Raw genomic sequence first — 21811 nt, 5'->3', positions numbered from 1 at the left:
AACAAACCGGATATATCATTATCCAATGTTCATTATACATTATTCATTCGTTTTTAGACGTTCAGCAACGCTTTGATGCGACGCTCGTCTGTGCTATCCACAACAGCAGCGTGAACCAGGTTACGCTTTTGTTTGGTGGATTTTTTCGTCAGGATATGACTGTGGAAGGCGTGCTTCCGCTTGATTTTACCGGTACCGGTCAGCTTGAAACGCTTCTTGGCAGCCGAGTTGGTTTTTACTTTTGGCATTGGAGTAAACCGCTTGTATGGAACAATTTTCGTAAACAGGCCGCAAAGTTAAGAAAAAAGGAGGAAAGGAAGAAAGGAGAAGGCGGAAAAGAAACAGAATGTGTTCCTTACGTCCGTTCTCCTTTCTTCCCTTCCTCCTTTTCTCCGTTTTTTAGCTTATTTCTTCCCGACTGCTTTGGGCGACAGGAAAACGGTCATGCGTTTTCCTTCAAGCTTTGGCTCGGATTCGACTTTACCATATTCTTCCAGACCTTTAGTAAACCGCTCCAGTAATTGAGTGCCTCGGTCTTTGAAAACAATAGCGCGACCTACGAATTGGACATAGGCTTTTACTTTAGCGCCTTCTTTCAGGAAGTTGATGGCGTGTTTCAGTTTGAAATCAAAATCGTGATCGTCGGTATTAGGGCCAAACCGAATTTCTTTGATGACGACTTTGGTGGCGTTTGCCTTGATTTCTTTCTGTTTCTTCTTCTGCTCGTACTTGAATTTAGAGTAATCCACAATACGGCAAACAGGCGGAACGGCATTCGGAGACACTTCTACGAGATCGAGTCCCTGTGCCTTTGCCATCGCTTGTGCTTTATTTATGTCGTAGATTCCCTGCTCTACATTTTCACCGACCACCCGAACTTCGCGGGCCAGGATGCGCTCATTGACTTTGTACGGTTCTTCAACCACACGACGAGGTGGTCTGCGCTGGGGTAATGCCATAGATTGTGTTTAGGGTAACAAATTGTTTAAAGCTGACTTTTACATGAATTAATGAAAAGTCGCTTGGATAACGTAACGGTTTTTAAAAAGTTCGGTAAACTATTGAAAATACAACTACCAAGCAAGTTTATGGTTCACGGTTTACAGTTTTCGGTTAGCAGACGCACAAATATTTTTGCGCCAGCCAATCGAAAACTGCAAACTATGAACTTATACTTTGACTTCTGATTGGAATGCCTTCACAAACTCTTCCACGCTCATGCTGCCAAGGTCGCCCTGACCTTTCCGGCGGACCGACACCTTGCCATCAGCGGCTTCTTTCTCGCCTACTATAAGCATGTAAGGCACTTTAGCTACTTCTGCATCCCGGATTTTACGACCAATCTTTTCGTCACGCAGATCGACAAAACCGCGAATGTCGTGCTCCTGCAAACTGAAGAACAGATCGTTGGAGTAATCTTCGTATTTCTCCGAAATCGGTAGAATCGCGATCTGATCCGGTGAAAGCCAAAGTGGGAAATTCCCGCCCGAGTTTTCGATCAGAATGGCAATGAACCGCTCCATCGACCCAAACGGTGCCCGGTGAATCATGACGGGGCGATGCTTCTGGTTATCGGCTCCAATATATTCCAGTTCAAAGCGATTCGGCAGGTTATAATCCACCTGAATCGTTCCAAGCTGCCACTTCCGGCCCAGTGCATCACGAACCATGAAGTCAAGTTTCGGACCGTAGAAAGCGGCTTCCCCTAACTCCATTACGGTTGGCAATCCTTTTTCGGCTGCCGATTCGATAATGGCCGCTTCGGCTTTCTCCCATAGGTCGTCGGAGCCGATGTATTTCGTTTTGTTCTCTGGATCACGTAACGATACCTGAGCGCTATAATCCTCAAAACCAAGCGATTTGAAAACATACAGCACCAGATCGATCACCTTCATGAACTCGTCTTTCACCTGATCGGGCCGGCAGAAGATGTGCGCATCATCTTGTGTGAATCCGCGTACACGGGTCAGTCCGTGCAACTCACCCGACTGCTCATAGCGATACACTGTACCAAACTCGGCCAGTCGCAGGGGCAAATCCCGATACGACCGAGGGCGCGTTTTGTAGATCTCACAGTGGTGCGGACAGTTCATCGGTTTGAGCAAAAACTCCTCGTTCGGATCGGGCGTTTTTATGGGCTGAAATGAATCTTCCCCGTATTTCTCCCAGTGCCCGGAAGTAACGTACAGTTGTTTGCTACCGATATGGGGCGTTACAACCGGCGAATACCCTGCCCGTAATTGAGCTTTGCGCAGGAAATTTTCCAGCCGTTCGCGCAGCATCGTTCCTTTCGGCAACCAGAGCGGCAACCCGGCTCCTACTTTTTCCGAGAAAGCGAACAACTCAAGTTCCTTTCCTAACTTCCGATGGTCACGTTTTTTGGCTTCTTCGAGCAGGAACAGGTACTCATCAAGCTCTTTCTGCTTCGGATACGTGACGGCGTAAATCCGGGTAAGCTGTTTATTCTTTTCGTTGCCCCGCCAGTAGGCACCGGCAACGTTCATAATTTTAGCGGCTTTGATAAAACCCGTATTGGGGATATGCGGTCCCCGGCACAGGTCGGTAAAGTTACCCTGAGTATAGAACGTAATGGTGCCGTCGTCAAGGCCTTCGAGCAGGTCAAGTTTGTACGGATCACCCTTTTCTTCAAAATAGGCAATCGCATCGGCTTTGCTCATTGGTTTACGGACATACTGCTCTTTCTGACGAGCCAGTTCGAGCATTTTATCCTCAACCTTTTTGAAGTCTTCCTGCGAAAAGGGCTGTCCACCCAGATCAACATCGTAGTAAAAGCCGGTTTCGATGGGCGGACCAATACCGAATTTTACACCAGGATACAGAGCTTCGAGCGCTTCGGCCAGCAAGTGAGCCGATGAATGCCAGAAGGTTGACTTACCTTCGGTATCGTTCCAGGTCAAAAGCTGCACATTGGCATCTTCTTCGATGGGGCGCGTGGCATCCTGTACGACACCGTTTACTTTGGCGGCCAATACGTTACGAGCCAGCCCTTCACTAATTTGAGCGGCAATATCCAGCCCAGAGCTTCCTTTGGGATATTGTCGAACGCTACCATCAGGCAGCGTTACACGGATTTGTTCGTCCTGCGCAATCATTTGCGACTATTATTTATTGGTGGTACCCGCAGCTTACCTACAACTGTAAGCCACTTCTATAAATGTATAATGAACAATGCATAATGACAGTTCCTGAACTGACAAATTCATTATACATTACTCATTATCAATTATTCATTCAGTTAATTCTGTCCAATGGGTTTCACGGTTCGCTGGAGCGAATCGCTGGCATGGCTCATTACCGGCGACTTTGGCTGAATCGTCGATATTCGAACCCGGGTGGTATCGAATTCAGGACGCGTTCGGGCCGATGGTAGTGGTCGGGCAGTGCTATCCGGCAAAAATAAGGAGTTATATGGGTTTTGCTGTACATATTGACGCCGTTGCGAACGCCATAGTCCGGCAGCAGCCTGGTGGTCGTTGATATTCAACCTGGTGGCTTTGGTATAAGCCTCTATCGCCAACTCAAATTGCCCCATTTGTTCATGACAATACCCAATGTATGTATCGATTCGTGGAAACTGTGGTCGAAGTTGCTGCACACGCTGAAAATTCGTCAGTGCCGTGTAATAATTCCGGTATTTCTGATTAATCAACCCCATCTGGAAATGCGCCTGATAATAGCCAGGCTGCACGTTAACCGTGCGTTGATAATCAATCATGGCACTATCCAGTTTGCCTTCGGTATGGTAAATAAGACCTCGCCCATAATACAGTTTGGCATTGTTCGGAAAGTAGGCCAATGCCTGTTCATTGTAAACAAGGGCGGAGTTCAGATCACCGAGGGAGCGATAAATAGACGAGAGCTGATTATAGGTTTCCAGGTATCTCGGTTTAAGCCGTAACGATTGTTGATATAACGTCAATGCCTGGGTCGTATCGCTTTGTCGGGCAGCCATTAACCCCTTAAAAAAATAGGCTTCTCCGTCATAGGGAGCCATTTGCAGGGCTTTGGCAATGTAGAGCTTTGCTTTATCAAATTGATTCTGCTGCTGAAGCAGATCGCCCTGTAGGGTATATAATTCTGGCGTATCGATTCCAAGAATCTCGGCCCGCTGAGCGTTTTGAAGGGCCTTTTCCGGCTGCTGCAACACTCGCAGAATCTGTGCTTTAATCAAATAATACGATCCTGTATTATCATTTCGACTAATGGCTTCGTCGATGTCAGATAGAGCCTCATTGATTCGGCCCATTGCCAGCAATATAGCAGCCCGTTTAGCATAGGCAGAAGCCGACGAAGACTGATTGATAGCGGCTGTCAACGCCCGTAAAGCGCCTTCGGTCCGACTACTATCACCTGGCTTGGGAAAATCTGGAATACGCGCCGACTGGCGCTCATCACTTCCGCAGGATGCCAAAGCAAGAAGAATAAAGAGCGAAAGAACTTTAAAAAGAGTGAAAGAGCGAAAGAGTGAATGAGTGAATATCCAATGCCCGCTTTTGAAGGGTGCGTCAGATCTTTCACTCTTTTTAAAGTTCTTTCGCTCTTTATTCATACCCCAAACCGATAAAACACCCCCAAAGGTAATCGTTTCTGGAACTGGTCGGTAATGGCGAGTTCTCCCCATTCAGGGTTGGGTACTTTCCCGAATATCTGCTGCATCAGGTTGTCTAATATGAGCGACGAAAACCCTAATGAATACAGATTAATGATAAAGAAAAAATCGGTACCGTCGAGCAGATCGGCACAAGATTTGAGAAGGGCGTTCAGTTGTTCTTCAAGCACCCATTTTTCACCATCGGGCCCTCGACCATACGCTGGCGGATCCAGAATAATGCCATTGTAGGAATTTCCCCGACGAACTTCCCTCCGAACAAACTTCACGGCATCCTCAACCACCCAACGAATGTTATCCAGCTCACTATGGTCCATGTTTTCCCGCGCCCAACTGATGACCGGCTTTACAGCATCGACATGGGTCACATCGGCACCTGCCTGACGAGCGGCCAGTGAAGCGCCACCCGTATAGGCAAACAAATTCAGGACTTTCGGCCTAGTTACATGAGCCGAAATGGCTTTAATCTTATCATGAATATAGAGCCAGTTATCAGCCTGTTCGGGAAATAAACCCACATGCTTAAAGGTGGTGAGTGCCAGTTTAAACTTCAGATTTAGCCCTTCCTGCCGAAACGATACATACCAGGGATCGCGCATATCGGGGGAAGTTTGCCAGTCACCTCGTTCGGGCGATTGGCGATCCCGTCGAAAAATGGCATGCGAACGCTCTTCCCATTCCGCATCCAGGAGGGATTTATCCCAGATAGCCTGGGGTTCCGGCCGTGACAGGATAAAGTTGCCAAAGCGTTCGAGCTTCTGAAAATTCCCCGAATCAATCAGTTCATATTCAGGCCAGACAGCAGGCGTAACCAGTTGAATAGTAGCCATATTAAACTCAATTTTGAATGAGTGAATGATAGAATGAGTGAATAGCGTTGGCGAACTTATTCACTCATTCTATCATTCACTCATTCAAAATTCATTTCTGTCCCATTTTTAGGATCAATTCAAATTCATCGGGCCGGACGGGCATAACCGATAGCCGGGATTGGCGGATGAGGCTCAGATTGGCCAATAAGGGCTCCGTTTTGATCTGAGCCAACGAAACTGGCGTTTCTAACATCATAACCGGCTCTAATTCAACAACAACCCATCGCGGATCGTCGGGCACGGTGGGGTCCTGATAGGCTTCCTGTACCACTTTAGCCAAACCAACTACGCCCGGATTTGTGACACTATGATAAAACAGAACCTGATCACCCAGCTGCATGGATTTCAGATTGTTACGTGCCTGATAGTTGCGAACACCATCCCATATGGCGCGACCTTGTGCAGTAAAATGATGCCACCCGTACGCGTCGGGCTCAGACTTGACAAGCCAGAAGTTCAATGATAGAATGAGTGAATGATAGAATGAGTGAATAGTGTTGGCGAATCTATTCGCTCATTCTATCATTCACTCATTCAAAATTAGTATCAATAGTAATCGTCGTGTTCGTGGCTGCTGCCGAACGGGGAACCGTATTCGTCGACATCGTCGTCGAACTGCGAGCCTGCTCCCTTAAAAGCCAGTGCCTTCCGCAAAATCATAATCTGACCTGTATGATACAGATCATGATTGATAATGCCATGCAGCATATCGTAATACGTATAGTCACGACCGGGCACTATGTCTTCCAGAAACTCATCATCGTCGCGTTTATCGAGTTCGTTAATGAGTTCTTCCTGACTAAGGCTCAGCTCCATTTCGAGCGCTTCCCACTCGAAATCATCAATTTTATCCGGTAATGCCCCGAAATTCTTATCTGGAGTTGTAATATCGAACGTCGCATCACCCTGCATCTTTTTGACACAAAATATCCGCCAGCTAGTCATATGAAAAACGAGTTCGGCTATACTGTGTGTGTTGGGAGCGATTCGTTGCCCAGCCATTTCGGGTGTAACACCCCGCAACACATCAACAACGGATGGGCCATGCCAGGCCTCTTCACCTTCGTAGGTTGTGTTTAGCAGGTCGATGATGCGAATCAGTTCGTCGTTTGGAACCATAATGTACTAATCGTTATCAACTGCAAAGGTACGGCTTTATTCATGTTGTTCCGAAAAAAACCATTGAAATGGACGATATTGTCCAGCTACAACTTTCATTTGGGCTTAAATGAAGCCTAACGTTTCATATGGCATATTTTATGTAGACTCTTTTTTATTCCTCTGCCGGCCAAAAAGTGACTAATTAAAAATGCTGTAACTCAGGCAATAGAAACGTACTGTTACTAATTTTTTCGGGTATGATCCGTTGGCTTTCTTTCTGGCTGCTGGGAGTGTCGCTCTGTTGCGGACAGACGATCAAACCACTACACTTCCGTTCGGAGGTAGGCAGTTATTTTTCTACATCAGGACAAACCCCCTTTTGGCTCAGAGCGAATCAATACGGCATCGTCCCGAGTGAACATGCTATTATGACCTTTCGGCAAAGCTTACGGGTCGACTACCACGATACCCCTAAAAGTCGGCTGGATAGTCTTAGGGCCAGCAACCGTCGGGTCGATTGGGGCTGGGGAGCAGAAGCCGTACTTAATGCCGGTTATAACTATAAAGTATTGATACCAGAAGCCTACTTAAAACTCAAATTCGGACGTAGCATGGAATTCTGGGCGGGTCGCCGACGGGAAATTGTTGGGCTCGTCGATTCGACGTTAAGTTCGGGTTCCTATGCCTGGTCGGGTAATACGTTACCGATGTTAAAAATACAGTTCGCACTTCCTGACTATATTCCGCGAAAAGGCTTGATCAGTTTTAAGGGATTTTATGCGCATGGTTGGTTTGAGCAGGACCGATTCATTAACAATTCCATGCTCCATCAAAAGGCCTTGTATATGCGGTTTGGAAAACCTAACTGGCGATTAAAACTGTATGCCGGCATCAACCACGAGGTTATGTGGGGAGGTAATTCAGAACGCTTACCGACCAACTCAGTCATCAAAAACAACCAGCTCCCCAACCAGCTAAGCGATTATGTCGATGTGGTATTAGCTCGTTCTCTAAACACCCGGAATAATATCGACACAAACCGAATCAGCCATTTTGACCAGGAAAACCGGATTGGTAATCACCTGGGTACTGTGGATTTAGGGTTTGAATACATAGGCAGTTCATTCTCAGTATTTGCCTATCGGCAGAATATATATGAAGATGGATCGCTCTTTTACCTGATCAATATTCAGGACGGATTGAATGGCCTACGTATCCGAAACCGCCGTCCCCACAATCCAAACGGATTTCAGATTCAGGACATTTTAGTCGAATACCTGTTCACCCAAAGCCAGGGTGGCTCCTTATTCATAGATACCAACCCTGCTCAACGTGGACGAGACAACTACTTCAACCATTCCCAGTATCAGGATGGCTGGTCGCGATATGGCCTAACCATGGGGACACCCTTCATTACGCCAACCTCTGATAGCCGCAGCGATTTACCTCGTTATGGTTTTACGAATAACAACCGGGTAGCCGCCATGCACCTGGGTCTGTCAGGGCAGGTACTTGATTTTTTCAAGTTCCAATTTAAAGCTTCTTACAGCGAAAACCTGGGAACTTATGAAACCCCTTTTAAAGTGCCAGTGAGGCAGTTTTCGTCGGTATTTTCGGTATCTTCACCACTCTACATTCTGAACGGCGTTACGGCCAATGCTTCCGTTGCTACCGATATTGGGGACTTATATTATAATAGTGTCGGCTTTTATGTCGGCATCCGAAAAGAAGGCAAGAGTCGGTAATTGGTTGAGTGGTTAATTGGTTTATGAGAAGAACTGAGTTTAACTTCCTCAACCAATTAACCACTCAACTAATCAACTTACTATTTCCTGGTTCCAAAATCAGTTACCCAATAATATCTGTACGTACTGTTTACATTGTAAGCATAGCCAACACCTACGTTTTGAAAGTACGGGTTCATGATATTCTGACAATGGCCTGGTGAACTCAGCCATGCATCCACCACCGACCGGGCACTTGGATAGCCTGCTGCAATATTTTCGCCCACCGAACTCCATTGATACCCCTCCCGAGAGATACGATCCCAGGGTTGTGAACCATCACGACCTGTATGACTGAAATAATTGTACGTAGCCATATCGACCGCAAACTTATCGGCCGCTCCATTAAGCCGGGCATTCAGTGTGAGCGGAGCAACTGCCGGGTAAACGGTTGTACCACAAAGGCAGGTTTGCGAACGAGCTTCATTAATATACGCTAGCACTTCCTGTTGCAAGGGAAGTGTTGCATCTCGCGCGCCCGAATGTTCAGGCGATTCGCTCTCTGGCTGACCCATGCCTCCTTCTTTATGCACCGACGACGTTACAGGGCTGGGTGTCCCCGTCTTTTCCTGTTCCGATTGACAAGCAAGCACACATCCCATCAAAGCAACCATTAAAAAAACATAGACGGTTTTCATACTATCACCAATTTAAGGTTAGTTAGTTATACTTTAACGAAACATAAATCATTATAAACGAAATAAAAACTACATAATAATACTAATTGTTTTTCTATATGCAATTTTTGGTAACAATAAATTATTCAAAATAAACCCCGAATAATCTAGTTATTCTAGATAGGTTTACTAGGAATACTTGGTGAGATTGTAGAGAAGAGGCTGATCACGCTAGATACAGTGTATCTAACGTGATCATTCGTGGATCAGCAAAGGCTACTAAATTGGCCAACGAAAAGCTAGAGGGGACTAATTAGGACAAGCGTGCGTTGATCCGTTAGCGTTCTCTCGGGATCAATTCAATAAAAGCAATTATCCTTAAGGGAGTCGATGGTCAGAGTGAGTCTACCGGCGGGTATTGATCCAGGCAGCGGCCAAGGATGATGTATAGTAGCTATTCAGGTTTGATCAACTTAAGGAAGCACATCTACAAGTCGAAACCGGAAATACAAATACTCAGGGCAAGCCTGCCTTTCAACTGTAAGTCTTTACGTAGCGGGCAAGTTTATTTTATGCGTTGAATAATAAATTTGGCTTTTCCAGCTAACCGAAAACCTGTTCACACGATTCAGGTCGGCGTTGGGGAATGGCTCGTGGAAACAAAATTATAAATGTGGTTCCGACTCCTTCTTCGCTTTCGAAGCGTATTTGTCCACGATTCGCCTGTATCAATTCGTTGACGATAGTCAATCCTATCCCTGTGCCCTTCTCACCCATTGTTCCCGGTTGGCTGGTTGATGTTCCCTTTCGAAATAGCTGGTCCTGTATGCTTTGGGGCATACCAATGCCACTATCCGTTACGCGTATAGTACACCAATCGCTATCAAGCGAACCATTCACGTCTATCTGTCCACCAGGATGGGTAAACTTAAGGGCGTTTTGCAGCAGGTTACGAAAAACAACTCCCAACTGATTAGCATCAGCTAATAAGGGTATCTCAGCGGGTAAATTATTGAGTAAAGTAACCCCTTTTGTCTCCGCAATTGGCCGCAAAAGGGCAAGTTGTTCGTCAATAATCAGATATAAGTTGATGGGGTTTAATCGCTGCTGAATACCTCCCATCTGCGACATCGACCAGTTTAGCAGATTATCAAGCATAGTTAATAGACCACTCACCTGTCTGTTCAGTATCTGGATCGATTCCGCAAATTCGAGCTGGCTTAATGCCCCCCAGGTAGTGAGACTCAGCAGGTTTTTCAGGCTGGCAACCGGCGAATGTAAATCATGCGACAAAATGGCAAACAGCTTATCTTTCATGCTGTTGAGTTCTCGGAGTTCGGTACTCTGATGCTCAATCCGGCGTTTCGCTCGCTGCAATATCAAAACGAAACTTACCAGCATTACAGCAATAACTATTGCTCCTACCAGATAAGACCGATTTCGTTGTTCCTGTGCTGTTAACTGAGCAATTTCCCGTTCTTTCTTCTCCAAGTCCAGAGCCGCCCGTAATTGGGTCATTTTGAGACGACTATCAATAGTTTGTTCCTTGTTGCTTTTCCATACACGCAAATCAGCCAGTTTATCAGCCGCCAGAAACGCTTTTTTGTAATCCTGCTGTTCTATATATAGCTGGCGCAAGGAGCGCTGCATGATAAAGAGGTGAAATGAATCAGGTTTGGCCCGTTCTTTCTCCATAGCTACCATTCGCAGTAGTAATTGCTCAGCCTGTTTATAGTTTTTTAATCCTATTTCGAGCCTGGCCAGGTCATTATAATGCACAAAATCACTTTGCGCAAACCCCAATTGATTCTTTACTGTCGATAGCTCCCGATAAACTGCCTTTGCCTCATTCCTGCGGCCTATCTCCGCCAACATTTCAGCATAATCCAGCGAATACGAAAACCAATGATCAAAACTGGGACGACTAATCAGCATAGCCTTGTAGATTGTCTTGATCGCTTTCTGAGGTTGCCCTTCATAGGAATAGATATTGGAGGTCATAGCATAGACCTCCGACAACACCTGCCAGTCATTCGTTGCCCCGGCAAACCCTTTGGCTTTATCCAGCAGTTCGTTCCAGTTACCTGTTCGCTGATGATAAGCTACCATAGCCAGATAGGTGTAGCAACGGGCAAGATTAATTTTGTCCTTGTGGATTTTGGCAATAGCTATGCTCTGCGAAAACAGGTTAATGGCTCTATCATCGTCTTTGGGATAGTACATGTAGATAAAGCCTAATTTCCAAAGGGCTTGTGCAATCAGAAATGAACTATGGGCTTCCTTCGCTAAGTGTAACGACTGATTCAGAAAAAACAGGCTGGAATCGACAGCCACATCAGGATATTGACTGCCCAATTCAAAATAGATCCGACTACGGGCCGTGTCAGTTGTAGCGGTTGTCAGTTGATTTTTTAATTGTTGAATTTGAGACTGTCCATGTGCCAACCCGACAACTACCAGATACAGGCAACAAACTCTGACAACTAACCCCATAACAGGTTCAATTTTTCCAGTACAGCTTAGGTTGTCCGACTTCTTTACCATGATCTGGTACGCCTTTACCCTCGGCTTATTAGCCGTCCCTCGATATGCTTCCGATTCAATTGCGCCCGGTATTGCTCCCCGATAGGGATTATCTGCCCATCGCGTAGTGTTAACTCATTTTTTCCGATCGTTGCGATAGCTCCCCGATGAACCAGATAGGATCGATGGACCCGCAAAAACACATCCCCTTTAAGCTGTTCTTCCATTTTCGAGATTGATAAAATGGGGAGATAGGTTTGGGTAGGTGTCACTATCTGCAAAAAATTCTCCTGAGCTTTCATGTATAACACATCATGGTAGGCAATCTGGATATAGTTCAACGCTTCACGCACAAAAAAATACGGAGCCATTGTAGTGGCTTCAGGAGCAGTCAGCAGCCGTTGTCTTACCTTTTCAACACCTTGAATAAAACGATCCAGTTCGAGCGGTTTGAGCATAAAATCAACTGGCGATACCTCATAGCAGTCCAGGGCATAATGTCGATATGAGGTAACAAAAATTACTAACGGCGGACGTGGCAAACTCCGGATCAATGCCAGGCCAGACATATCGGGTAGTTCGATATCACTAATCAGCATATCGACTTCCAACTGAGTTAACTTTGCGTAGGCTTCCATAGCTGATCCGCACACTCCCACCAGTTCCAGCAATGGATTCATCTGCACAAATTTCGTGATCACTTTCTGCCATATGACATCATCATCGATCACTAGCGTGTTAATTTTCATTCGTCATTACGGTGGTTACACTTTAAAAAAGTACCTTACCTTTAAATAATGTATAGATTACCTGTGTCAATGAACTATACTGAACTCACGCTTTTTTACTTTAAATGATACATAATTTCCCTTACGAAAATCTTATGTACATTCAGATGCTATTTTCATGGACTATTTGAGGGTGTTCATCTACAGATTAGCCACGTTCATAAATTCTCTTTTTTTCGCTTTTGGCCAAACTTTTTTCCTGGCTATTTTTGATAAGATTAGCCTTTTTGTGATACCTACTCAAAGGTAACAATTAACGTTTATGGATTATTGATCTTTTCTGGATTACCATACTAACTTGAACCGGACTCCTCTTTTCCATGAACTGTAACGTTAATTTTCTGCTTCTTACTCATTTCGCCAACAGGCCGCTTCTGCTCCTGGCAAACAACTCAGGCGATACAGTCAGTAGATGACCCCATGCACAATCATGTGCTATATACAACAGGGGTAAAACCAATTGTTATTGTATAGGAGACCTTTTTAGGTAATCTGCTTCTCAGGCTTTACCCCTGCTCCATATGCTAGTGGGCAAACGCATTCTTTCTTCAGCCGAAACCGGAGTTGGTTATTGGCACCTGGTTACTGCATTACTAAATCAACCCCATAAATGAAACGCTTATCCGACCAAACACTCGTCATGCTGTATGTATGCCATAAAGACAATCAATACCTCACCCACCTCTACAACCGACACCGGAAATGGGTTTATCAAATTTGTTTATCCTACTGCAAAGACCCTGAATATGCAAAAGATTTAACGCAGGAAATTTTCATCCGGTTAATAAACAATTTAGATCGTTTCAGTGGTAAGGCAACGTTTACAACCTGGTTGTGGTCTATTACAACGAACTATTGCAATCGTGAACTTCAAAAAGTGAAAAGGAGCCGGGTAATACATGAGCGCTACCAAGTTGAAAATGAGGATCTGATAACTAACGAATCAGATACATTCCTCCTAATACCACAACAAATGGAGCAGGTAATCAGCCTATTACCTGCTTATCAACAAAATTTACTTCGTATAAAATATTGCGATGGTCTTTCGGTTGAATCGATTGCCAATAGCCAGCAATTAACTGTAGGCACGGTGAAAATGCGACTCCAACGCGCCAGAGATCGCGCCAGAACGTTGTACAAAAAGCTGCATCAACCTGGCGAAACTAACGTAACTTCTTTTAGAGAAGATGTAGGAATTGTTTAAATTCATGCGCTGTATCCACCTTCCAATGCAAAATAGACATGATTGACCAACTACAAAATCTGATCAACGAGCAAGGGATTAAGCAAATTCAGGTTTATCGCTATGATAATTCGAAACTTCATGATCAAAGCACCCAATGGGTACTTGGCCATGAATACATCCAGATAGGCGACTCTCCCTACAACCTGAACCGGCTGATGAACTTTCTGGTTACCGACCAAACGCTTCGGCTTTACTTTGCCAACGGACGTTAGGAATAGGTACACCTTTCCGTTTCGTTACTGTTTTCTAATTGCCGAATGAAAACGAAATTCAGGCTCAGCGCTAAGAAGTTCGTTTTCGTTCGGCATTGCCTTTTTCGGGCTGCGGCCGAAACACGTATATGTCGAGTAATGCATATGGCCGCGCGAGATATTCGCGGATAAGCGTGCGCATAGAGTAGCCATCCGGTACGTCCTGGGCCGCAAAAGCAATGGCTTCCATGCCTTCGTGGTTACCAATGTATAAGGCCCGGGCATTGTGGAAATTCTGAGAGATAATGGTGATTTTGTGTTGCTTAAAGAAGTCTTTGCAACGCACCACCGAATCAAAGGTACGATAGCCTGCATAATCAGGAAGCATGGCAGATGGCGGAACGCCCAACCGGACAAGCGCCCGCTTCATGTCGGCCGGCTCATTATAATATTCGGAATCATTATTGCCGCTCAGGATCAGGTATTTTACTTTCCCCTCTTTCCAAAGCCGGGCAGTGGCTTCCATTCGATATCGAAAAAACAGATTTTCCTTTCCTGTTCGCACAAACTTGCTGGTACCCAGTACAAGCCCGTAGTCGTTGGCGGGCAATTCGTGGATATTAAAATACACCTGATTCCGGGTGTTATAAACGACCCACCAGTTGCAGACCAGAACTGCCGTAGCTCCTACAAACGCAAACGCAATAATTACTTTTACGACCCGCTTAGCTACACGGACGCCTACCGCTTCGTGCGGAGATTCATCGCTGTAGTTGGTAGCCAAGGTCGTATTCATTTAAGGTAGTTTAAAATGTGGATTTTCAATTAATCCAACCACATTACCAAACGGATCGCCAACAGTTGCAACTTTAATACCATCTCCAACATCCTGAATGTCAGACTTTATGGTGGCACCTAACGCAATCCATTGTTGTATACTATCGTCGATTGACGAAACGCCCCAATACGTCTGTGTACTCCCTTCTGCCGGTTCCAGATTAGGGTCAAGGCCGAGTTCGTACCCTCCTACATTAAATCCTACATAGAATGGCTCATCGAAGTAAGGTTCTATTCCGAATGCCTTCGTATACCACTCTTTTGTTTCAGTAAGATTCGGAGCTGCATAAATTACCGTCCGTAATCCCAAAATCTTTGCGTCTGCCATTCTTTGTTTCGGATTGCAGGTTTAACGTTTCAAACGGTTCGTCGTAACGATCAATCCCGGCGGGGAAATGTTTAGTTTAAAACGTTAAACCTGGACCATTAATTACGAAAACAACCCTAACTGAATAGGCTCCTTCTCTTCAGTAGCTGTGGGTTCGACTGTTGTCTCAATAAGGACTGGGACTTTTACAGTTTCTTTAACCACTTTGGGAGGCAGTAGCTTTACCTCTTTTACTTTCGCAAACGGCAACTTATTTCCTAATGCCTTCCAACCTCGTACGTCGATGAAGCCTTCTGGTTCTAATACCATTTTTTCCTGTGGCCCACGATCTTTTACCTGATGTACAATTTCGATGCGAGGATATCGATCGACACTCACAGCCAACAACTTCGATCCTTTGGAGTCACCTATAAAACTAAATTTCTTGTCCAGCGAGGTAGTTTCCACCTTAAAACGCTTAACATACCAAGCTTTCTGATTGACTTCAAAATACACGGCTGAGAGGACGACTTCCGCTTCAAATTTCATCAGTATGGCAATATCAGCAGGTTCGTACCGGTTGGTCAAATCGAATGACGTTAATTCGTACTGCCCATCCTTATAGACCACCAGAATACTGTCTTTCGCATCAAAATTCCCCAGCAATCGCCCCCGCTCATCACGGTTGAGCCGTCCGAGGTGGTCGTCATACCAGATATCAACGCCCCCAAGGGTCGAAACTCCACCCGTTTTCTGGGTAATTTTCCGAACCGGATATTTCGTCAGAATATTTCCCTGTGCAGATCGGTTCTTGATCGAAAGTGAGGCAAAGTCGAAATCGAACTGCTTCACCTTGGCCGAACTTTGCGCCGTCAGGTTTACCGTAATCACTTCCGCTTCGCCATTATCATTGGCACTGAAGTACGTTAGTTTCGATTTTGGATTTCCCATTGTCAGGTCGTATTCCCGATCTCGGGTAACGCCCGTCACCGGGAAGCGTTTTACCATCGTAATGCCTGACTTCCCATCCAGATACGCGATGTTGTAAATCTTCCGTTCGTCAGCTTTTTTGAAAACAGATACATACAGAATATCCTTTCCGACAAACACCTTATCCTGAACCTTCGTCACCAGGCATTTGCCATCTCGACGGAAGACGATAATATCATCGATATCAGAGCAATCGCTGACGTATTCGTCTTTTTTCAGCCCATACCCAATAAATCCGCCCTCGCGATCGACGTACAGCTTCTGGTTGGCCGCAGCCACGACACTCGCAGCGATGGTGTTGAAGCTTCGAATTTCCGTCCGACGCTCCCGGCCTTTCCCGTACTTTTTCTGCAGCTCTTTATAATACGCAATGGCGTACCGGGTAATGTTTGCCAGATTATCTTCGGTTTCGCCTAGTTCCTGTTCTAACCGGCGCATTAACTCATCAGCTTTGAAACCATCGTATTTGGAAATACGCTTGATCTTAATTTCGGTAAGCCGGATGAGGTCATCTTCTTTGATTTCCCGGTAAAACTGTTTTTTAAACGGCTTAAGCGCTTTATCTATCGTTTGCAGAACGGCCTCGAAGGTTTCGCACTCCTCAATTTTCCGATAAATCCGGTTTTCAATAAATATTTTTTCGAGCGAGCTATATAGCAACCGCTCCATCAGTTCACTACGCCGAATTTCCAGCTCCCGTTGCAGTAGATGTACAGTCTGCTGCGTGTTGACCCGCAGAATGTCGGTTACATTGACAAAATGCGGTTTATCGCCAATGATTACACAGGCATTCGGAGAAATCGACACCTCGCAATCGGTAAAGGCATAAAGCGCATCAACGGTGACGTCGGGCGAAACGCCGGGTTGCAGGTGAACCAGAATCTCAACGTCTCTGGCTGTATTATCGACTACTGCCGCTACATTCCGGCTCGGGGCTTTAATCCGAATCTTACCCAGTTCGGCCGCTTTGACAATCGAGTCAATCAGTTGCGACGTAGTTACGCCAAACGGAACATCCCGAATAGCGAGCGTCTTCTTATCGATTTCTTCAATCCGGGCTCGAACCCGCACCTTTCCTCCGCGCTGCCCGTCGTTATAGTTGCTCACATCGATCAATCCTCCTGTCTGAAAGTCAGGAAAGAGCGACACGGGCTTATCTTTCAGAATCTGAATGGAAGCCTCAACCAGTTCGTTGAAGTTGTGGGGTAGGATTTTGGTCGAAAGTCCGACGGCAATACCCTCAACCCCCTGTGCCAGTAGTAGTGGAAACTTAACCGGTAGGGTCACCGGCTCCCGCTTGCGACCATCATACGACAACTGCCACTCGGTCGTTTTGTCGTTGTAGATGGTGTCGATCGCAAATTTTGAAAGACGTACTTCAATGTATCGGGGGGCAGCCGCACCATCGCCCGTTCGGACGTCGCCCCAGCTTCCCTGCGTATCGAACAGAAGCTCTTTTTGTCCAATGTTGACAAGCGCTTCCCCAATGGACGCATCACCATGTGGGTGATACTGCATGGTTTGCCCAATCACATTGGCCACTTTATTAAAGCGCCCATCGTCCATCTCTTTCAGGGCATGGAGAATCCGGCGCTGAACAGGCTTTAACCCATCTTCAACGGCTGGAACAGCCCGTTCGAGAATAACGTAGGATGCGTAATCTAGGAAATAAGTTTCATAGAGCCCCGACACAACGGTTTGGTCATGCAGAACTTCATCGGAGGGATTAGTGGGTTGGTTTTCTGGACCAATGGAGTCAGTCACTTCAATGCCGTCGGCCGTCGTTTCCGCGTCGGGTCCCGGCAATTCGTCGTCCATTAATCCTTCATTTTCTTCATTTATCATTGACATGATGGAGAATTATTCCAGCCAATAAACAGGTGGATATTGGGTGCAATTGGTGTTGTATTCGACTCCTTAAATATACGAAAAATATTTCAAAAAAGGGCTTCTGAATACGTAAAACGGTAAGTTTCTGACAGGATTTATACGTTTATCAGGATTTCTATCCCGTATCGACTGAGGTACTATCCATAGGTTCTGAACAGCCGCTTCCTAACTTGCCCATCCATCGAATCCTGTCATAAGCTAAACAATCCTTCGTAATGCGCCGAGGGTAAAAATATGCCTCCGCTTTGGGCATAAAAAGAGGAATCGGTTGGGTAAACCCCTCGTTGGGTCCGGATCCAGGAAGCGCCCACACGGGGATGGTATCCCATCAGTTTCTCCCAATTTTTGAAGTACTGATGACCGTTCGTTTCCTGTAGTCCAATGGTCATTCCCGGAAACGGCGGTAGCCGAGCCGCTACGTTCTTGTTCCAGTCGACCAGAATAGGATTTACGGTCAGATCAGCACAAAAACAGGGTATCTTTTTCTCGTAGGCTAACTGAGCGATTTTCATGGTCATGCTCAGCGTTTTGGCAATGGCCTTGACGGCTATGGCTCCGTAGCCCTGCTGAATGCGAATGGCGGCATCGTCGACCGTATGAGCACTTTCATCAGCCGCAATTCGAACACCCAGATCACCCACAAACGTTTCGTTTCGCTCATCAAAGGGTTCTTCAATCACCGCGATCTGGTCAAATGCCTTAATCTTTTGGGCATGATCGAGAAAGCGCAAAAGTGTCTCCTTCTTTTCGTAGCGGCCGTTGGCGTCGAAGTAGTAGGGTATTTTGCCGCTTTTTGTGTAGGGCGTTTCGTAGTGCCCAATGGCGTTATGAACAGCCGTCAGGAATGCCAGGTCTTTCTCCAGCATGTCGGCCTGCGTACCAGCCGCTCCAGTTTTCAGTTTCAGGATAAAATATCCTTCATCGGCAGCCTTTTTAATGGTGTCGGTCGTCGTTCCTACGCTGAAGGATGGAATACTGGCCACTTTCTCATGGCGATACGATAACCCTTTTTTGTATGCCAGCGGGATTATGTCATCGAAGTTACTCAGCCCATTTTCTTTCGCATACAGGAGCCAGGCGGCATTATCGACGCTCACGAGCGCATTTAAGGCAAAGGTCTTACGTAAATCTGGATTCCGTGTAATCGTTTTCGCATAGGCATAAACTTCGGGAAACAGTCTATCCAGCAACGTAACGGGGTCCGTAAACGTATCACCTTTCAGGATTTGCAAGGCGCGGTCGCTAATAGCGTACATCAGAGCATTGCCAACTCGTTCGGAATGGGCTGCAAATACCGTTGCATCGGACCAGAGTACGCCCTGGGTACATAAGCCGATGGTACGGATGCCCGACTCACTTTCGAGCATCGAAGCTACCTGCCAGCTTTCGGTAATAGCGCTCCCTTTGAATCGATACGGATTCAGCGGCTCCCGTTCAAAATTTGAATCGACCTGCCGGATTCGAATGCTTTTCATAGGCTTAGAAACACATTTTTCCTTACCAACTGTAGTCGCCCCACTAACGCCCAACGCCACTACAGCCCCTGCAGATTGGATAAACTCCCGGCGAGTCAGGTTTTCGATCTGATTGTGTTTCTGCTGCATTACCCCCTATGTTAGTCATGGGTTGCCTTCTTAATAGCCACGCGCTAATTCTACTGCATTTTCCAGCGCTTCGCCCGCTCGAAAACGGGTAAAGTTTTTCAGAAACTGAGCGACCTTACCGGCATCTTCATCGGGCTGTCCACCGCCGGTATGCTGCGTCAGCAACACGTTTGGCATGGTCCAGAGCGGGCTATCTCCGGGCAAGGGTTCTTTTGCTGTCACATCCAGTACAGCGCTACCCAGGTGCCCCGATTTCAATGCATCGATCAGGGCCGGTTCATCGGTTGTACTGCCCCGTCCTACATTGGCGTACATACTTCCCGGTTTCATCGCAGCGATCAGCTCTGCCGAGAAAAATCCGGTTGCAGTGCCCGGCAAGCAATTGATCACAATGTCGGTTTGGGGTAAGACGGCTTTGAGTTCGTCGGCTGAGTGCAAATCGGCGTGGGGGTCTGTCCGGGCCAGCATTTTTATGGAACAGGCGAACCCCGACAGCATTTGTCGCATGGCCTGACCGATGGTACCTGTTCCGAGAATGACGATCTGCTTATGTCGTAACAAGTTGGTTCGCTCCCGAATAGGTGCGCCGACCCATTCGGAGCAACTTTGCAGGACAGACAACTCGGGAATACATCGGTAAACAGCCAGAATGCCTGCCAGCATGGTTTCGGCACAGGGCCAGGCAAAATAATCGCCCATATTGGCAACAGCGGCAGTCAGTTGAACAGTTTTATAGCCATCAAACCCAGCCGAATCCAGTTGCCAGAACTTCAATTGGGGAAGTGGTTCGGAGAACCAGGAAGCCGGAGGATTGCCCAGGATAAAATCGGCGGCTTGAAAAGCAGCTTGCTGTTCTTCTTTCGGTAAATCCTGTCGAAAAACAGGCGTTACATCCGATGGAAGTTGTTGCTGAAGTGCCGCTCTAAGAGACGTATCGAGGTTAGTATTGACGAATAGTTGCATATATGATTTACGCAAATCCAGGTTGTTTAGTTGCTTTTCTGGCTACAGTCGACCAGAAAATGTATGAGATAATCAATGAAGCCGTCTACCCTTCCTAAATGAGCTTTTTAGAAAAGATAGACGGCATACATGTGGTTTATAGAGCCTTCCTGATGTCTACTTCCAGCCTTTTAACTGAGCCATCAACCAGTTGGTCATCTTTTCAGTTTCTTCCGGGAAAGTCCAGTGGCCGGTTTCGAGGTAGTCCGTATCGAGCGTTTTGGGACCAGGAATCACGTTGTAGGCAGCATACATCGACGTTGGCGGACAGGTTTCATCGTTAAATCCCCAGGCATACCGACCGGGTACATTCACCAGTCGGGCGAAATTGACCACGTCGTAATACCCCGTTGTTTTGATCCGATCCGGTTTGTTGTTGTAGGCCAATTCGTTGCCCGCAAACAAGTGTGGCCAGCCGCCAGCCCGGCCATGCAGATAACCCGTAACGTCGCACAGAGCTGGGTAATAAGCCCCTAACCACTTCACACGGGAGTCGAGTCCGGCCGTTACAATCGACAAGGCTCCTCCTTGACTACCACCCGTAACGCCCAGATTCTGCCCATCATATTGAGGTAAACTCGTCAGGAAATCCACGGATCGCACACAACCCAGATAAACCCGTTTGTAATAATACCGATCGCGGTCGTCGAGGTTAGCTGCCTGATAGCCATTTAATGGCCCACGAGCCAGGTCTACGTACACACCGGGGTCCATCGTGACGGGAATTCCATGAATACCTACTTCGAGCGTGATAAATCCCTTATCGGCTTCGGCAATCATACCGTTGTAGGGCCGCACTCCCGCCCCTGGTACACGAAGGATAGCCGGGTATTTGCCTTCTTTTTTAGGGACACACAGGATGCCATAGAAACGCGAACTATTAATATTCTGAAGGCTAACGTGATATACATTCGTCAGTTCGGTACACCGTTCGGGCAATAAGGTCATGCGGGCATCCATCGGAATTTTGGCCAGATCGGATTTGGCGTTATCCCAGAATGCTTTAAAATCAGCCGGATTATCGACCGTAGGTTTAATGGTCTGCGGCTCAACCCCTGCCGTTGTCAGGCCTTTATATTCTTTGCCGTCTACCTCAGCCGTGGCAATGCAACGCAGAAACCCGCCCGTTTTCATGGAGCCGCCATCCAAAGCCAGCGTACCGTCCTTTAACGTAAGCGTTTCTTTTTTGGTCGGTTCCATTTTCTCAGGCCCAATCTCATACCGAAGTTTGACGCCTTTGAGGAGTACATTATTCCGATAAACCGAAACGTTAAATTTGACCGGTTCACCTATTTTATATAGCCAATTCGGGTGATCGGGGGTAATAATAATCTTAACAAGGCGCTCAGACGGTTGCGCCAATACATTGGTAAACCAAAGCAGCAATAAGCCAGGAAACAGCAGTTTTTTCATATCAGAAAGAAGGTAT

19 protein-coding genes are annotated in these 21811 nt (G+C 46.5%); 3 read left to right on the top strand and 16 right to left on the bottom strand.

Annotated elements, in window-relative coordinates; genetic code table 11:
- Positions 1–53 precede the first annotated feature (53 nt).
- The 7 genes from rpmI to ACYVFD_RS25065 all read right to left on the bottom strand — a co-directional run bounded on the left by rpmI (position 54) and on the right by ACYVFD_RS25065 (position 6621).
- On the bottom strand, positions 54–248 hold the full coding sequence (gene rpmI / locus ACYVFD_RS25095) for a 50S ribosomal protein L35 (protein WP_461093253.1): 195 nt from the start codon (positions 246–248) through the stop codon (positions 54–56).
- A 156-nt stretch (positions 249–404) separates the two neighbouring features.
- Positions 405–959, bottom strand: a complete 555-nt coding sequence (gene infC, locus ACYVFD_RS25090; protein WP_461093252.1) for a translation initiation factor IF-3 — start codon at positions 957–959, stop codon at positions 405–407.
- Positions 960–1169: 210 nt separating this feature from the next.
- Complete coding sequence (gene thrS / locus ACYVFD_RS25085) at positions 1170–3113, bottom strand: threonine--tRNA ligase (protein ID WP_461093251.1); 1944 nt, start codon at positions 3111–3113, stop codon at positions 1170–1172.
- A gap of 143 nt (positions 3114–3256) precedes the next feature.
- Complete coding sequence (locus tag ACYVFD_RS25080; protein ID WP_461093250.1) at positions 3257–4432, bottom strand: tetratricopeptide repeat protein; 1176 nt, start codon at positions 4430–4432, stop codon at positions 3257–3259.
- A 134-nt stretch (positions 4433–4566) separates the two neighbouring features.
- A complete protein-coding gene (locus ACYVFD_RS25075; protein ID WP_461093249.1) occupies positions 4567–5460 on the bottom strand; it encodes a class I SAM-dependent methyltransferase in 894 nt (297 codons plus the stop codon).
- 91 nt (positions 5461–5551) lie between these two features.
- On the bottom strand, positions 5552–5962 hold the full coding sequence (locus tag ACYVFD_RS25070) for an EVE domain-containing protein (RefSeq protein WP_461093248.1): 411 nt from the start codon (positions 5960–5962) through the stop codon (positions 5552–5554).
- Positions 5963–6048: 86 nt separating this feature from the next.
- Entirely contained in the window at positions 6049–6621 is a 573-nt protein-coding gene (locus ACYVFD_RS25065) for a DinB family protein (RefSeq protein WP_461093247.1), read from the bottom strand.
- Positions 6622–6860: 239 nt separating this feature from the next.
- Between ACYVFD_RS25065 and ACYVFD_RS25060 the strand changes: the two genes are divergently transcribed.
- Entirely contained in the window at positions 6861–8348 is a 1488-nt protein-coding gene (locus ACYVFD_RS25060; protein ID WP_461093246.1) for a capsule assembly Wzi family protein, read from the top strand.
- A gap of 80 nt (positions 8349–8428) precedes the next feature.
- Here the strand turns inward: ACYVFD_RS25060 and ACYVFD_RS25055 are convergent, their stop codons facing one another.
- The 3 genes from ACYVFD_RS25055 to ACYVFD_RS25045 all read right to left on the bottom strand — a co-directional run bounded on the left by ACYVFD_RS25055 (position 8429) and on the right by ACYVFD_RS25045 (position 12276).
- Positions 8429–9025: a CAP domain-containing protein gene (locus tag ACYVFD_RS25055; protein WP_461093245.1), complete on the bottom strand. Its 597-nt coding sequence runs from the start codon at positions 9023–9025 to the stop codon at positions 8429–8431.
- Between the two features lie 582 nt (positions 9026–9607).
- A complete protein-coding gene (locus ACYVFD_RS25050; RefSeq protein ID WP_461093244.1) occupies positions 9608–11548 on the bottom strand; it encodes an ATP-binding protein in 1941 nt (646 codons plus the stop codon).
- A 14-nt stretch (positions 11549–11562) separates the two neighbouring features.
- Entirely contained in the window at positions 11563–12276 is a 714-nt protein-coding gene (locus ACYVFD_RS25045) for a LytR/AlgR family response regulator transcription factor (RefSeq protein WP_461093243.1), read from the bottom strand.
- Between the two features lie 649 nt (positions 12277–12925).
- Between ACYVFD_RS25045 and ACYVFD_RS25040 the strand changes: the two genes are divergently transcribed.
- Together ACYVFD_RS25040 and ACYVFD_RS25035 are read left to right on the top strand one after the other, a co-directional pair.
- Positions 12926–13519 (top strand): RNA polymerase sigma factor, encoded by a 594-nt coding sequence (locus ACYVFD_RS25040; protein ID WP_461093242.1) that lies wholly within the window; start codon positions 12926–12928, stop codon positions 13517–13519.
- A gap of 38 nt (positions 13520–13557) precedes the next feature.
- Complete coding sequence (locus tag ACYVFD_RS25035) at positions 13558–13773, top strand: hypothetical protein (RefSeq protein ID WP_461093241.1); 216 nt, start codon at positions 13558–13560, stop codon at positions 13771–13773.
- A gap of 70 nt (positions 13774–13843) precedes the next feature.
- Here the strand turns inward: ACYVFD_RS25035 and ACYVFD_RS25030 are convergent, their stop codons facing one another.
- The 6 genes from ACYVFD_RS25030 to ACYVFD_RS25005 form a co-directional block, all read right to left on the bottom strand.
- A complete protein-coding gene (locus ACYVFD_RS25030) occupies positions 13844–14548 on the bottom strand; it encodes a SanA/YdcF family protein (RefSeq protein WP_461093240.1) in 705 nt (234 codons plus the stop codon).
- On the bottom strand, positions 14549–14917 hold the full coding sequence (locus tag ACYVFD_RS25025; protein WP_461093239.1) for a VOC family protein: 369 nt from the start codon (positions 14915–14917) through the stop codon (positions 14549–14551).
- Positions 14918–15019: 102 nt separating this feature from the next.
- The gene (locus tag ACYVFD_RS25020; protein ID WP_461093238.1) at positions 15020–17731 is read right to left on the bottom strand and encodes a DNA gyrase/topoisomerase IV subunit A; all 2712 of its coding nucleotides are present in this window, start codon (positions 17729–17731) and stop codon (positions 15020–15022) included.
- Between the two features lie 236 nt (positions 17732–17967).
- Positions 17968–19380, bottom strand: a complete 1413-nt coding sequence (locus ACYVFD_RS25015) for an enolase C-terminal domain-like protein (RefSeq protein ID WP_461093237.1) — start codon at positions 19378–19380, stop codon at positions 17968–17970.
- Between the two features lie 30 nt (positions 19381–19410).
- On the bottom strand, positions 19411–20343 hold the full coding sequence (locus tag ACYVFD_RS25010) for a D-2-hydroxyacid dehydrogenase (RefSeq protein WP_461093236.1): 933 nt from the start codon (positions 20341–20343) through the stop codon (positions 19411–19413).
- Between the two features lie 156 nt (positions 20344–20499).
- The gene (locus ACYVFD_RS25005; RefSeq protein WP_461093235.1) at positions 20500–21795 is read right to left on the bottom strand and encodes an acetylxylan esterase; all 1296 of its coding nucleotides are present in this window, start codon (positions 21793–21795) and stop codon (positions 20500–20502) included.
- Between the last annotated feature and the right edge of the window lie 16 nt (positions 21796–21811).

The sequence above is a fragment of the Spirosoma gilvum genome (assembly GCF_054776815.1).
The sequence above is the reverse complement of the archived record's forward strand: the minus strand, read 5'-3'. Positions and strand labels throughout refer to the sequence as shown.